Annotated in this window: 8 protein-coding genes, 1 tRNA gene and 1 rRNA gene; 6 read left to right on the top strand and 4 right to left on the bottom strand. The window is 69.5% G+C overall.

The annotated features are described in order from the left end of the window. Positions 1-6: 6 nt before the first annotated feature. The gene (locus BLR02_RS19460) at positions 7-879 is read right to left on the bottom strand and encodes a polysaccharide deacetylase family protein (RefSeq protein ID WP_090664324.1); all 873 of its coding nucleotides are present in this window, start codon (positions 877-879) and stop codon (positions 7-9) included. Between the two features lie 207 nt (positions 880-1086). Between BLR02_RS19460 and BLR02_RS19455 the strand changes: the two genes are divergently transcribed. From BLR02_RS19455 to BLR02_RS19445, 3 genes are all read left to right on the top strand, one after another. Next, positions 1087-2541, top strand: coding sequence for an N-acyl-D-amino-acid deacylase family protein (locus BLR02_RS19455; RefSeq protein ID WP_090664323.1), 1455 nt, complete (start codon positions 1087-1089; stop codon positions 2539-2541). Between the two features lie 82 nt (positions 2542-2623). Then, the gene (locus BLR02_RS19450) at positions 2624-6124 is read left to right on the top strand and encodes a PAS-domain containing protein (protein WP_143018198.1); all 3501 of its coding nucleotides are present in this window, start codon (positions 2624-2626) and stop codon (positions 6122-6124) included. Positions 6125-6239: 115 nt separating this feature from the next. Continuing rightward, positions 6240-6911: a MarC family protein gene (locus tag BLR02_RS19445; RefSeq protein ID WP_090567112.1), complete on the top strand. Its 672-nt coding sequence runs from the start codon at positions 6240-6242 to the stop codon at positions 6909-6911. 11 nt (positions 6912-6922) lie between these two features. Here the strand turns inward: BLR02_RS19445 and BLR02_RS19440 are convergent, their stop codons facing one another. Beyond that, positions 6923-7636, bottom strand: coding sequence for a response regulator (locus BLR02_RS19440; protein ID WP_090664321.1), 714 nt, complete (start codon positions 7634-7636; stop codon positions 6923-6925). A gap of 139 nt (positions 7637-7775) precedes the next feature. Here BLR02_RS19440 and BLR02_RS19435 point away from each other — a divergent pair, with 139 nt between their 5' ends. The 3 genes from BLR02_RS19435 (at position 7776) to BLR02_RS19425 (ending at position 13382) form a co-directional block, all read left to right on the top strand. Further along, positions 7776-9737 carry a PhoX family protein gene (locus BLR02_RS19435; RefSeq protein ID WP_245704861.1) on the top strand — a complete coding sequence of 654 codons (1962 nt, stop codon included), beginning with the start codon at positions 7776-7778 and terminating at the stop codon, positions 9735-9737. A 385-nt stretch (positions 9738-10122) separates the two neighbouring features. Beyond that, positions 10123-11331 (top strand): HlyD family efflux transporter periplasmic adaptor subunit, encoded by a 1209-nt coding sequence (locus BLR02_RS19430; protein ID WP_090664320.1) that lies wholly within the window; start codon positions 10123-10125, stop codon positions 11329-11331. Between the two features lie 92 nt (positions 11332-11423). Further along, entirely contained in the window at positions 11424-13382 is a 1959-nt protein-coding gene (locus BLR02_RS19425; protein ID WP_090664319.1) for a glycosyltransferase, read from the top strand. Between the two features lie 153 nt (positions 13383-13535). Here the strand turns inward: BLR02_RS19425 and BLR02_RS19420 are convergent. Both BLR02_RS19420 and rrf read right to left on the bottom strand, forming a co-directional pair. Further along, a tRNA-Met gene (locus tag BLR02_RS19420) sits at positions 13536-13609 on the bottom strand. A 50-nt stretch (positions 13610-13659) separates the two neighbouring features. Next, positions 13660-13774: ribosomal RNA gene (gene rrf, locus BLR02_RS19415) — 5S ribosomal RNA — on the bottom strand. Positions 13775-13867: the final 93 nt, after the last annotated feature.

The raw sequence follows: 13867 nt of genomic DNA, 5'->3' as shown, positions 1-13867 counted from the left end.
GAGCCGTCAGACCTGGCTTCTGTACCAGTCGAGCAGCTGCACGCCGTTCCAGTGCAGCACGCCGCTGCGCTTCGCCACATGCTCGTAGAAGCGCTCGAGGTATTTGATCCGGTGCGGCTGGCCGGAGATGTAGGGGTGGATGGCGATGGACATGATCTTCGCCCGCTCCGCCCCCTCCTCGTAGAGCCGGTCGAACTGGTCGATGGCGCGCCGCAGCAGGTAGTCGCTCTCATGGTGCTGGACGAGCATCATCGGGATGTCGTTCAGCTCCACCGTATAGGGCAGCGTGACCAGCGGGCCGCGGTCGGTATGGATGGTGGTCGGCTCGTCGTCATAGACCCAGTCGCCGATATACTGCACGCCGGCCTCGGCGAGCAGTTCCGGCGTCTCCAGCGTCTGGGTCAGGCCGGGTCCGAGCCAGCCGACGGGGCGGCGGCCGGTGAAGGCTTCCAGCTGGTCCATCGAGCGCTGGATCATTGCGCGCTGGTCGATCTCCTTGTGGATCGGGCCCTGTTCCCAGGAATGCCCCATGAATTCCCAGCCGGCCTCATGCGCCTGCCGGGCGACCCGCTCGTAATCCTGGCAGACACGGGCATTGATCGAGAGCGTCGGCGCGATGCCGAGGCGCTCATAGAGCTTGAAGAAGCGCCAGACGCCGACGCGCATGCCGTATTCGTGCCAGGACCAGTTCGGCACGTCGGGCAGCAGCACCTGGCCGGTCGGTGCCGGCAGCACCTGGCGGGCCATCGGCTTGCCGATGTCCCAGACCTCGAGGTTCACGATGGTCCAGACGGCGATCCGCGCCCCGCCCGGCAGGCGCAGCGGCGGCCGGTCGACGATGGCGGAATAGGCGGCCCGGTCACGCGGCTGCATGCTCATTCAAGCTCTCCCGGCGCCCCGGACGACGCGATGGCCGGCGGGGATGTCCATGATGCTGCGCCGTGTCCCGGGCCCGCGCGCCGAACGGCACGCCGTAGCCGCAAGCGCCGCCAGGGAGCGTGTCGCAGGTGGCCCGCGGCGCGGCCCTGCTTCCAGCTTGGCAGCCCCCGGGCCGCGCGCCAAGCTTGGCACCCCGGGAGGCGATTCATGGCCCTGCGCTGCGACCTCATCATCCGCGATGCCAGCCTGATCGACGGCACCGGCGCCCCGCGCCGGCAGGGCGACCTTGGCGTGACGGGCGATCGGATCACCGCCATCGGCGACCTCTCGGCGGCCAGCGCCGACCGGGAGGTGATGGCCGGGGGCCGGGTCCTCGCCCCGGGCTTCATCGATGCCCATACCCATGACGACCAGGCCGTGCTCTGCGGGCCGCACTGCATGGCCTGCAAGACCTCGCAGGGCGTGACGACCGTCGTCATCGGCAATTGCGGCATCAGCCTCTCGCCGGTGCCGATGGCTGAGCGCCCGCCGGCGCCGCTCGACCAGGTCTGCGCCCCCGAATGGTGGATCTTCGACAGTTTCGGCGCCTATGCGGAGCGGCTGCGGCGGGAGCCGGCCTCGGTCAATACCCTGGCGCTGATCGGCCATATGTCGCTCCGCCTCGGCGCCATGGGGCGGGACCTCGACCGGCCCGCCACCGACCGGGAGGCGGCGGCGATGCGGCGGAAGCTGGAGGAGGCGCTGGCGGAGGGGGCGGCCGGCCTCTCCACGGGCCTGTTCTACGCGCCCAGCCAGCACGCCCCGACCGATGAGGTGATCGCCGTCGCCGAGGCGCTCCGGGCGCATCGCGGCCTCTATGTCACCCATATGCGGAACGAGGCGGAGGGTGTGCTGGACAGCATCGAGGAGACGCTCTCGATCGGCGCGGCGGCCGGGGTGCCGGTGGTCATCAGCCACCACAAATGCGCCATGCCGGAGAATCATGGCCGCTCGCACGAGACGCTGGCGGCCATCGAGGCAGGGGCACGGCGCCAGGCGGTCGCCCTCGACGTCTATCCCTATGCCGCCTCCTCCACCTCGCTGGCCGCCCGCAAGCCACGGCCGGACGTGCCGGTGCGGATCGCCACCTCGCTGCCTCATCCCGAGATGGCGGGGCGGATGCTGGACGAGGTCGCGGCCGAATGGGGCGTCTCGCTGGAGGCGGCGGCGGCGCGCCTGCTGCCGGCCAGCGGCATCTTCCACACCATGGCGGAGGAGGATGTGCAGCGGATCATGGCCCACCCGATGGCGATGATCGGCAGCGATGGCGGCCCCTTGGCGAAGCACCCGCATCCCCGGCTCTGGGGCACCTTCCCCCGGGTGCTCGGGCATTACAGCCGCGATCTCGGCCTCTTCCCGCTGGAGGCAGCCATCCACAAGATGACCGGCCGCCCGGCCGCCGTCTTCGGCCTTGAGGGGCGCGGCATGCTGGCGCCCGGCGCCCATGCCGACCTCGTCCTGCTCGATCCGGCGACGGTCGCCGACCGCGCCACCTTCGCGGAGCCACGCCAGGCGGCGGCCGGCATCGCCGAGGTCTGGGTCAATGGCCAGACCGCCTATACGGCCGAGGGTGGCGCAACCAGGACGCGGTCCGGCCGGCTTCTGCACCGCAGTCCCGGTTGAGATCCGGCCGGCGCGACAGACGCGACAATTCTTTCGTGACGGTGGGACTGCGATGAGACGCATCGGGCGTCCAATAGGTGGCATGCCAGACCACGCCCATCGGGAGGAATGGATCGAACCCGCCGAGGCCGCCCTGCTGCTGCCGGCGCTGCTGCGGCAGATGACGGCCGGCCTTGCCTTGCTCGATGCCGATCTGACGCTGCGCCTCGCCAATCCCGCCCTGGCGGGGGTCCTCCAGCTCGGCGCCAGTCCGGCGCGCGGCCAGCCCCTCGCGGCGTTGCTGGAACCCGCGGCCGGCCCGGCCCTGGCCGAGGCCCTGGCCCCCTTCCTGGCCCCGGCCGGCGGCACCACGCACTGGACCGCCGCCGATGGCCGGCAGATCGAGGTGGTGGTGGAGGTGCTGGCCGATGGCGGCCGGCTCGGCATCTGGCGGGACGTGACCCGGCAGCGGGAGGCGGAAGCCGACCTCGCCGAGACCCGTACCCGCACCGAGCTGCTGCTGCGGCACATCACCGACAGCATCGTGCTGATGGACCCCGATGGGGTGATCCTCGAGAATTCCGACCGCTCCGGCCGGCTGCTCGACCTGCCGCCGGAGCTGGTACAGCCGGGCCGCACCCATCAGGAGGTGTTGCGCTACATGTACCGGCGCGGCGATTACGGTTTCGAGGAGCCGGAGGAGGAATTCATCGCCCGCAGGCGGGCCGAGGTGCTGGCCGCGGGCGACCTCACCTTCGCCACGCTGATGCCGAGCGGCGTCTGGGCCGAGTATAATTTCCGCCCCCGCCCGGATGGCCACCTTCTCATCAACATCCGCGATGTCACCGCGCTGAAGGAGGCGCAGGCGACGCTGGAGGCGGAGCGCGCCCAGGCCCGCCGCCTGCTCGCCAACCTCACCGATGCGGTGATGCTGTTCGATGCCGATGGCACGCTGCTCGAGACCAATGGCCACGAGGCCCGGGTGCTCGACCTGCCGGTCGAGTACTGCCTCCCCGGCGCCCGCTTCCAGGACGGGCTGCGCCACATGGTGCGCCGCGGCGATTTCGGCCTCGACCGGCCGGAGGATGCCGAGGTCGCGGCGCATTGGCTGGCGCTGACCTCGCCCGGCCACAAGCGGCTGGTCCGGCGCATCGCCTCGGGCCGCTGGATCGAGCTGCACTACCATCCCCAGCCGGACGGCAAGCTCTTCATCGTTGCCCGCGACATCACCGAGATGCGGGAGGGCGAGCTGGCGCTGGAGGCGGAGCAGGCGACGCTCCGCACCGTCATCGACAATCTCAGCGACGGCGTGATGCTGTTCGACCGGGACTTCCGCTGGCGTATCGCCAATCGCCAGCTGATGGAATTCCTCCGGCTGCCGCCCGAGATCGCCTTTCCCGGCGCGGATGGGCGGGACCTGCTGCGCTTCCAGGCCAGGCGGGGCGATTTCGGCCCGCCGCCGGAGGATGAGGCCACGCTGGAAGCGGTGGTCGAGGAGCGCGCCCGGCAGATGCTGCAGCCGGGCGGCAACCGCTTCGTCCGCAGGACGGCGGGCGGCTACTGGATCGAGTTCAACATGCTGCCCCTGCCGGATGGCGGGCTGCTGGCCTGCATCCGCGACATCACCCGCCTCAAGGACCAGGAGGAGGCGCTGGAGGCCGAGCGCGCCCTGCTGCGCCGGGTGCTGGACGGCATGCAGGACGCCGTCATCCTGCTCGACCCCGATGGCGCCATCGTCGAGACCAATGGCAAGGCCCCGGCCCTGTTCGGCCTGCCGGAGGAGCTGATGCAGCGCGGCTCCTCCCACCAGGCGGTGCAGCGCTGGCGCTACCGCAATGGCGAATACGGTTTCGACCGGCCGGAGGACGAGGTGGTGGAGGAACGCTGGGCCACCGTGCGGTCCGTGGAGGGCGCCATGCCGCTGCGCCTGATGCCGAACGGCAAATGGGTGGAGAACCAGTTCCGCACCCTGCCCAACGGGCAGATCCTCGCCACCTGCCGTGACATGACCGCGCTGAAGCTCGGCGAGCAGGCGGCGCTCGCCGCCAAGGCCGAGGCCGAGGCCGCGCGCGATGCGGCGGAGGCCGCGGCGCGGGCCAAGGCCACCTTCCTCGCCGCCATGAGCCATGAGATCCGCACGCCGATGAACGGCGTGCTCGGGATGATGGAGATCCTGGAACGCTCCGGCCTCAGCCAGGAGCAGGCGCGCAGCATCGCGGTGATGCGGGATAGCGCGCAGTCCCTGCTCCGCATCATCGACGACATCCTCGACTTCTCGAAGATCGATGCCGGGCGGCTGGAGGTGGAGGCGCTGCCCTTCAGCCTGCGCGGGCTGGTCGAGGGCACGGTGGAGACGCTGGCGCCGCAGGCCCGCGCCAAGGGTCTGGCCCTGTTCACCGACCCGCCCGGGCCGGGGCCGGACTGGGTGGCGGGCGACCCGACGCGGGTGCGGCAGATCCTGTTCAACCTGATCGGCAATGCGCTGAAATTCACCGAGCGCGGCTTCGTCCGCGTCATGACCGATACCAGGCCACTGCCGGAGGGCATGGTGCAGGTGGTGCTGGCGGTGGAGGATAGCGGCATCGGCTTCGATGCGGCGGCGCGGGCGCGGCTGTTCCAGCCCTTCGCCCAGGCCGACAGCTCCACCACGCGGCGCTTCGGCGGCACCGGGCTCGGCCTCTCCATCGTCCGCCGGCTCGCCCAGCTCATGGGCGGCGACGTGGCGGTGGAAAGCACGCCCGGCCGTGGCAGCCGCTTCACCGTGACGCTTCGCCTCGGCCCGGCGACCGAGGGCGATGCCGCCGCCCCGGCCGCCGCCGCCGCACCCCCTGCCACCCCCCAGGCGCTGGAGGGCCTGCCCAAGCTGCTGGTGGCGGACGACCATCCGGTGAACCGGGAGGTGATGCTGCGCCAGCTGGAGGTGCTCGGCCTTTCCGCCGATGTCGCGGAGGATGGGGCGGAGGCCCTGCGCCTCTGGCGCGCCCGGCGGCATGGCATCCTGCTGCTCGACCTGCACATGCCCGAGCTCGACGGCTTCGGCCTCGCCCGCGCCATCCGCGAGGAGGAGGCGGCCCAGGGCCTCGCCCGCAGCGGGCTGGTGGCGGTGACGGCCGATGCGCTGAAGGGCGAGGATGTGCGCTGCTACGCGGCGGGGATGGACGGCTTCCTCTCGAAGCCGGTCTCGCTCGACGCCCTGGCCCGCACCCTCGGCCGCTGGCTGCCGGAGCTGGCGCCGGAGGTGGCGACCGCCGATACGGTCGCCGGCGCCCTGTTCGACCCGGAGGCGCTGCGCGGCCTGTTCGGCGCGGATGCCGCACGGCTCTCCGGCATCCTCGACAGCTTCGCCGCCAATGCCTCGCAGGAGGTGGCGACGCTCGCCGCCGCCGCGGAGGCGCAGCGCATCGCGGGCACCGCGCACCGGCTGAAGGGGGCCTCCCACCTGGTCGGCGCCCGGCTGCTGGCCGAGCAGGCGGCGCGGGTGGAGAGCCTCGCCCGGGATGGCGACGCCGCCGCGGCCCGGCAGGCAGCGGCCGGCATCGACGCGCTGCTGGCCCGGACGCTGCGCGCCGCGCGGCAGTCGACGGGCGCCGGGGCGGGTGCCTGACCGCCCCCTGGCGGGGCCTCGACGCCGGCCCGGCGGATGTGCATGCTGGCGCCTGCCATGCGATTCCGGAGCGAGGCGATGGTCATAGCCCGCCCCCAAGCCCCCGCCGCCTGACATGCCGGATCTCGGCGGCGCGGTGCAGAGCTTCGTCCTGGCCTTCTCGGCCCTCTTCTCCATCGTGAACCCAATCGGCGCCGCCCTGGTCTTCAGCCAGGTAACGGCGGAGCGCACCCATGCCGAGCGGCTGGTGCTGGCCCGCCGCATCGGCGTCTATGCCGTGGCCATCATGCTGGGGGCGCTCTGGCTCGGCTCCTATGTGCTGGAGTTCTTCGGCGTGACGCTCGCCGCGCTGCGGATCGCCGGCGGGCTGGTCGTCGCCACCCGGGCCTGGAGCCTGCTGATGGCGCCGGAGGTGATCGAGGCGCGGAAGCAGGAACAGGCCGGCGATTCCACGGGCCGGCCGGATGACGCCTTCTTCCCGCTCACCATGCCCTTCACCACCGGGCCGGGCAGCATCTCCGTCGCCATCGCCCTCGGCGCCAACCGGCCGCCGGGCGGGCTCGGCACCATCCTGCCCTTCTTCGCCGGCATCTCGGCGGCGGCGCTCGCCGTCGCGGTCACCGTCTGGCTGGCCTATTCCTCGGCCGACCGGCTGACCGGGTTGCTCGGCGAGGCGCGGGCACGGGTGCTCTCGCGGCTCGCCGCCTTCCTCATGCTCTGCGTGGGCACGCAGATCACCCTCAACGGCGCCATCGACGTGCTGAGGCCGCTGCTGGCTGCGCGGTAGCAGGCCCCCCGTCAGTCCTTGGCGGGGACGAACATGTAGCCGACGCCGCGTACGCTGCGGATCGCCTCCGGCTTGGCCGGGTCCGCCTCGAGCTTGCGGCGGAGGCGGAGGATGCGGTTGTCGATGGCGCGGTCGAAGGCTTCCGCCTCGCGATGCGAGCTGGCCTCGAGCAGCCAATCCCGGGTCAGCGGGCGGTTGGGATGGCTGACGAAGAGCTTCAGCAGGTCGAACTCGCTGGCGGTCAGTGGCTCCTCCTCCCCATCGGGGCGGATGAGCAGGCGGCGCTCGAGGTCGAGCATGCAGGTGCCGACCCGCACCTCCGAGATCCGCGCCGGCGGCGGGGCGGCGGCGCCGGCGGCCCGGCGCAGCAGGGCCCGGACGCGGGCCAGCAATTCACGCGGCTCGAAGGGTTTGGTGACATAGTCGTCGGCGCCGGATTCGAGGCCGACCACGCGGTCGACCATATCCCCGGCCGAGGTGAGCATGAGGATACCGATGCGGGCCGAGCGGCCGCGCAGCCAGCGGGCGAGCGCCAGCCCATCCTCCGCCTCGCCGAGCTGGACATCGAGGATGGCAAGGTCGGGCATCGCCTGCTCGGCCATGCGCTTGAGCTCGGCGCCGGAGCCGACCGGGATGGGGCGCAGCCCATGCTGAGCCAGGTAGTCGGTCACCAGCTGGCGCTGGAAGCCGTCATCCTCGACCAGCAGGATCCGGGGTGCCGCCATGCGACTCGCTCACCGTCAAGGTGCGGGAGTGTAACAGCCTATGATACGGCATCAAGACCCCGCCGGCACCGCAGACATGACGCAAAAGCTTCATCCTTGCGTCATTCTGCTTTCCTGGATCGGGACTAGCTGATGCGCCATGACCGAACGGGAGTTCCACCCCATGCCGCCCCTGGACGAGGCTGAGCCCGTCGACATCGAGGATATCGGCAGCAACCCGAACCCGCATGGGACCCTGGCCGAGATCGCCGAGCGCCGCCTCTCCCGCCGGGGCGTGCTGATGGGCGCGGTGGCCAGCGCGGCATTGGCGGCGGTCGGCCCGACCTTGGCGGAGGTCGCGGGCCCTTCGAGCCTCGGCTTCCCCGAATTGGCACATCGGCTGAGCCAGGGCGATGCGGTGGCCGAGGGTTACGAGACCCAGGTCGTGATCCGCTGGGGCGACCCGGTGCTGGCCGATGCGCCGCCCTTCGACCCGCATGCGCTGACCGCCGCCGCCCAGGCCCAGCAATTCGGCTACAACAACGACTATCTTGACTTCTTTCCCCTGCCCCGCGGCTCCGGCGCGAGCGACCATGGGCTGCTGGTGGTCAACCATGAGTACACCAACACCAACCTGATCTTCGCCGGTCTCGGCGCCGGCCGCGGCGCCGCGCAGAAGGCGAGCGCCGAGCAGGCGGCGGTGGAGCAGGCGGCGCATGGCCTCTCGGTGGTCGAGCTCCGCCGGCAGGGGGGGCGCTGGATGCCGGTGCGGGACGGCAGGCTGAACCGCCGTATCACGGCAACGACGCCGATGCGGGTCAGCGGGCCGGCTGCCGGGCATGACCGGTTGAAGACCAAGGCCGACCCGACCGGCACGCAGGTGCTGGGGACGGTGAACAACTGCTCCGGCGGCAATACCCCCTGGGGCACGGTCCTGACGGCCGAGGAGAATTTCAACGTCTATTTCGGCGGCGCCGCGGCCGTGGCGGGCGCCCAGCGGGACCATTACAGGCGCTACGGCATCCTGCCCGACTCCACCTATGCCTGGTTGCGCTACGACAGCCGCTTCGACCTCGACCAGGAGCCGAACGAGCCGAACCGCTTCGGCTGGGTGGTGGAATTCGACCCCTATGACCCGGCCTCGGTCCCGGTGAAGCGCACGGCGCTCGGCCATTTCAAGCACGAGGCCTGCAACCACGCGATCAGCGCCGACGGCCGCGTCGTCATCTACATGGGCGACGACGAGCGCTTCGAGTACATCTACAAATTCGTCACCGCCCGGCCCTTCGTGCCGGACGACCCGGCGGCCAACCGGGACCTGCTCGATGAGGGCACGCTCTATGTCGCCCGCTTCCAGGATGACGGTACGCTGGCCTGGCTGCCGCTGGTGCAGGGCGAGGGACCGCTGACCGCGGCCAATGGCTTCGCCACCCAGGCCGATGTGCTGATCGAGACGCGCCGCGCCGCCGACCTGCTGGGCGCGACGCCGATGGACCGGCCGGAGGATGTCGAGCCGAACCCGCGCACCGGCCGTGTCTATGCGATGCTCACCAACAACGGCTCCCGCACCACGGAACGGTTGAACGCGGCCAATCCGCGTGCGGCCAATGACCATGGCCATGTGGTGGAGATCATCCCGCCCGGCGCCGGTACCGGCCGGGTGGACCATGCGGCGACGACCGCCAAGTGGGAGATCTTCCTCATGGCGGGCAAGCCCGGCGTCGATCCGGGCACCCGCTATCACCGGGCGACCAGCGACCAGGGCTGGCTCTCCTGCCCCGATAATTGCGCCTTCGACAAGCATGGCCGGATGTGGATCTCCACCGATGGCGCGCCGGCGGCGGCGGGCGTGGCGGATGGGCTCTACGCCGCGGATACGGCTGGCTACGGGCGGGCGCTGCCCCGGTTGTTCTACCAGGCGCCGACCGGGGCGGAGGTCTGCGGACCGCGCTTCACGCCGGACGGGGAGACGATCTTCCTCGCCATCCAGCATCCGGGCGAGGACCCCGGCAGCAGCTTCGACCGGCCCAGCACGCGCTGGCCGGATTTCCAGGACGGCATGCCGCCGCGCCCGGCGGTGATCGCCATCACCCGGAAGGGTGGCGGGGAGATCGGGAGCTAGAGCAAACTCCTCTCAGGTGGAAGCACCTAACAGGAGGTATTTGCTTGATCGAACAACACGGTAGAGCGGCTTCCGTGAGCCAGTGCGAATGGAAAACGCTTCGGGACGCAATTTCGGTCATGCAGAACCGGTCGCGGCCCGCAGCAGGTTCTGAGACGCAAGGGGCGGGACAGCCCCGTCTTAACAGCACCGCCCGCAGCCACCGCCGGTCCCGGTCCCGTGCCAAGGGGTCGGGCACCGTAAGCTATGACAGCCCAGCTGCCTGGTCGCTCAGGCCTGGGGCTTGGCATTCAATGGCCGGCATGGGATGCCGATAATTGTCAAATTTTCAGGAGTGAAGATTCAACTTCTGGTGTAGCCTAAGCTACCTGTTAGGGATCGGGTTGTGGACGGATTTGCCGGGCAGCAGGCGGGGCTGGCACGCGAAAAACTGCTCGATGTCGGCGGCCAAGCAAAGGCGAAGGCTGCCCCCCTCGCTGGCCGCCTGGCGCGAGGCCTGTTCGCGCTCGCGGTGCTCGGCACGACCGCCTTCTTCATTCATGACCGGTTTTTCGTTGCCGCATCCGATAACGCCGTCATGGCAGGCAGCACGATCATCCTGCGCTCGCCGATCGACGGCCGCGTCGACATGCAGCCCTGGAGTCCTGAGCAGACCTTCGCGGCCAACAGCCCGGTCGCCACCATCGTGAACGAGCTGGTCGATACCCAGCGGCTCGCGGAGCTCCGCGCAACGCTCGCCACGATCGAGGGGGAGATCGCGGCGTTGGAGCAGCGAGCGGCCGGCACGGCCGCCTTGCTGGATGCCGCGATCCTCAGCGCCGAGGCTTTTCGCCGCATCCGCCTGGAGCAGCTCCACCCACGGATCGCCGAGAGCGAGGCCTTGGCACGGGCTGCTGCGGCAAAGCTGGCCGAGGCCGAGGCCGCTGCAGCCCGGGGTGAAATCCTGCGGCGGCAGGGCTTCACCAGCGCCGCGACGCTGGATGTGCTGCGGCGTGATCTTGCCGTGGCGCGCGACCAGATGCAGGCGGCGGCGGAGCGCCGGGCCTCGCTGCTGGCGGAGCAGAAGGGCGCGGCGGAGGGCATCTTCGCTACCGACAATGCGACGGACCGGTCCATCTCGCAGCAGACCACCGATCGGCTTGCGCTGACGCTGGTGGAGACGGATGCCATGCTGGCGGACCGGCGGGCCAGGCTGCAGGCCGCGCAACGGCATGTCGAGGCTGAGGAACGCCGGTTGGCACGGCAAAGCCAAGCGGTCCTGGTTGCGCCATCTGCTACGGCTCTCGCGCAGCTGCTGGTTCAATCCGGTGAGTTCGTGCGGGCGGGCCAGGAGATCGCACGCCTGGCGGCTTGCGGCGAGCGTCTGGTACGGGCGGAGCTCGACGAGCGCACCTTTCGCTCGCTGCGGATCGGCCAGCGGGCTGCCTTCCGACCGGCGGGCAGGAAGGAGCATCTGCCTGGCGAGGTGATCCAACTTCTGCCGACCAGCTTGGCCCCCGGCGCGCCGCGGGTCAGGCCACAGGCCATTCTGCAGCTGAAGGCGTCGGACGGAGCTTGCGAGACCGGGCAAATTGGAGCGGTCCGCTTCGGTTAGTCCAAACCGCGGCTGCACCAAGCCTGGCTGAAGCGGCAATTGCCGGGTCACAGGACTGAAGCGGCCTCTCATGCCAAGAGGGCAAGCACGCCGTGGAACCGCTGGCGCCATCATTCCTTCCCTGTTTCCTGGTTATCTCGCTCAGCCTGCTGCTGCCTTATGTGCGGCCGACCCAGCCGCTCGCCCGCCTGATCGGTGCCGGGCTGACGGCGGCGCTGCTGGTGCGCTACCTGCTGTGGCGCGCGCTGGAGACGCTGCCATCCCTGACGCCCGATCCGCTGGCCATAGCCGGTTGGGTCTTCTTTCTGCTCGAGTTGTTGGGCAGCGCCGCCGGGCTCATCCTGCTGCATGTTCTGTCCCGCAGTTGCGACCGAAGCGCCGAGGCCACCGCCCATCCGGTTGAGGACTTCCCCGGCGGCGCGCCGCTGATCGACCTGCTGATCCCGACCTATAACGAGCAATCCGAGATCCTGTACCGCACCATCATCGGCGCGCTCTCCCAGGATTATCCGCGCTTCCGCGTCTGGGTGCTGGATGATGGCAAGCGTTCATGGCTGGCCGACATGTGTCGGGAGCTTGGGGCGGGCTACCGCATCCGCGGCGACAACAGCCATGGCAAGGCGGGTAACATGAACGCCGCCTTCTGGTGGCTGATGGACCAGCCGGAGCCGCCCGACGCCATCGGCGTGCTGGATGCCGATTTCGTCGCAACACCCGCCTTCCTGCGGCGAGCTGCCGCATTGCTGCATGACCCAAAGGTTGCACTGGTTCAGACGCCGCAGCATTTCTTCAATCCCGATCCCATCCAGCTCAATCTCGGCGCCGCCACGCTGATCCCGGACGAACAGCGCTTCTTCTTTGATGTCATCCTCGCCTCCAAGGATGCACATGGCACCGCCTTCTCCTGCGGGACCTCCGCGCTGGTGCGCGCGAGCAGCCTCGCCGGCATCGGTGGCTTCCCTACCGAGAGCGTGACCGAAGACTTGCTGATGTCGATCAAGCTGTCGGGGCTTGGCCTCCGGACGGTCTATCTCAACGAGCCGCTGACCGCCGGCCTCGCGCCGGAGGGGTTGCAGGAATACCTGACGCAGCGTGGCCGCTGGTGCCTCGGCACCATGCAGATCGTCCGGACCCCTTGGGGCCCTTGGTCGCGAGGGCCGACACCGCCGTTGATGCGGCTGCATACGCTGGACACCGTGCTGTTCTGGACGATGACACCCATCCTGCGGATCATCTGCCTGGTGATTCCCGTCCTTTACTGGTGGACCGGCCTGGTCGTCGTGCAGGCGGATCTACCCGGCTTGGTCAGCAATCTCGGGCCCTATTGGCTCAGCTGCGTGATCTTTCTCGGTTGGGTCAGCGGCGGCACCAATGTACCGGTGCTTGCGGATGCCATGTCGCTGCTGGTTGCCCGGGAGTCGTTGCGGGCCAGCGCGATCGGGCTGTTCGGCTCCCGCAATCAGAAATTCAAGGTGACGGCCAAGGGTGCGACCCGGGACCGCACCGTGGTGCAATGGGATTTGGTCGCGGTGTTCATGGGCCTCGCCGGATTGACCCTTGGCGGTATCATCCTGCGCGCCGTCACCGGCCCCATCGCGGGTACCCCGCCCGATGTGGAAGCCATGACCCTGTTCTGGAGCCTCTACAACCTTGTCACGCTGTGCGTCGCGGCACTGATGTGCGTGGAGGCACCGCGCTACCGCAAGGAAGAGCGTTTCGCCACGGATGAGCCGGTCGAGATCACCATCGGTGGGCAGACCTATGCTGGCCGTATGGACAACCTCTCGCTTGTCGGATGCCGGGTGCGGTTCGCAGACCTGCCGCTGATAGAACTGGGGGCGGAGATCACCCTGTACGTTCCCGGGGTCGGCACCGTGCCGACGCAGGTTCGTGGCTTGCGGGCACGGAGCTGCCAGCTTTCCTTCAACCCGGATTCCGCGCAGCGTGCGGCGCTGGTCCGAAAGCTGTTTTCCGGTCAGTACCGCAAGTCTGTCAGTACGCTAAATCCTCTGGTGTTCTGCGCGATTTTATGGCGTCGCGCTTTTACTTGAATGTCGAGGTGGCGTCCGTTTGAGAGGCTTGGTTGGGTTGTAGTTTAGCCAGTTCCATTTTCTTGGTACTGTACTGTGCGGGCACGAGAAAGCCGCCTGCGGAGTGGTATCCGAGGCGGCTTGTATGGTGGTGATTTGGCATGGTGTTTTGGGATGCGGGGACAGGATTTGAACCTGTGACCTTCAGGTTATGAGCCTGACGAGCTACCGGGCTGCTCCACCCCGCGTTGATGGGTGTGTGATGTGTGGTGACGGTTGTTCAGGATCTGGTTGGGTGGCCCGGCGGCGACCGACTTTCCCGCAGCTTGAGCTGCAGTATCATGGGCGCTGGGGTGTTTCACGTCCGAGTTCGGGATGGGATCGGGTGTATCATCCCCGCGATGACCACCGGGCCACCGAACCGGATCCTGAGTGATGGCATGGTTGGTTGGGTGTAGAGGTTTGTGGGTATGGGCGCGGCTTGGTGCTGCGTGCGGTGCTGGCCC

This window comes from Belnapia rosea (assembly GCF_900101615.1).
Taxonomy (GTDB): domain Bacteria; phylum Pseudomonadota; class Alphaproteobacteria; order Acetobacterales; family Acetobacteraceae; genus Belnapia; species Belnapia rosea.
The sequence above is the reverse complement of the archived record's forward strand: the minus strand, read 5'-3'. Positions and strand labels throughout refer to the sequence as shown.

Coding starts and splice junctions, on each gene's coding strand:
- BLR02_RS19450 (WP_143018198.1), top strand. CDS start 2,624: ATGCCAGACCACGCCCATCGGGAGGAATGGATCGAACCCGCCGAGGCC.
- BLR02_RS19455 (WP_090664323.1), top strand. CDS start 1,087: ATGGCCCTGCGCTGCGACCTCATCATCCGCGATGCCAGCCTGATCGAC.
- BLR02_RS19435 (WP_245704861.1), top strand. CDS start 7,776: ATGACCGAACGGGAGTTCCACCCCATGCCGCCCCTGGACGAGGCTGAG.
- BLR02_RS19445 (WP_090567112.1), top strand. CDS start 6,240: ATGCCGGATCTCGGCGGCGCGGTGCAGAGCTTCGTCCTGGCCTTCTCG.
- BLR02_RS19460 (WP_090664324.1), bottom strand. CDS start 879: ATGAGCATGCAGCCGCGTGACCGGGCCGCCTATTCCGCCATCGTCGAC.
- BLR02_RS19440 (WP_090664321.1), bottom strand. CDS start 7,636: ATGGCGGCACCCCGGATCCTGCTGGTCGAGGATGACGGCTTCCAGCGC.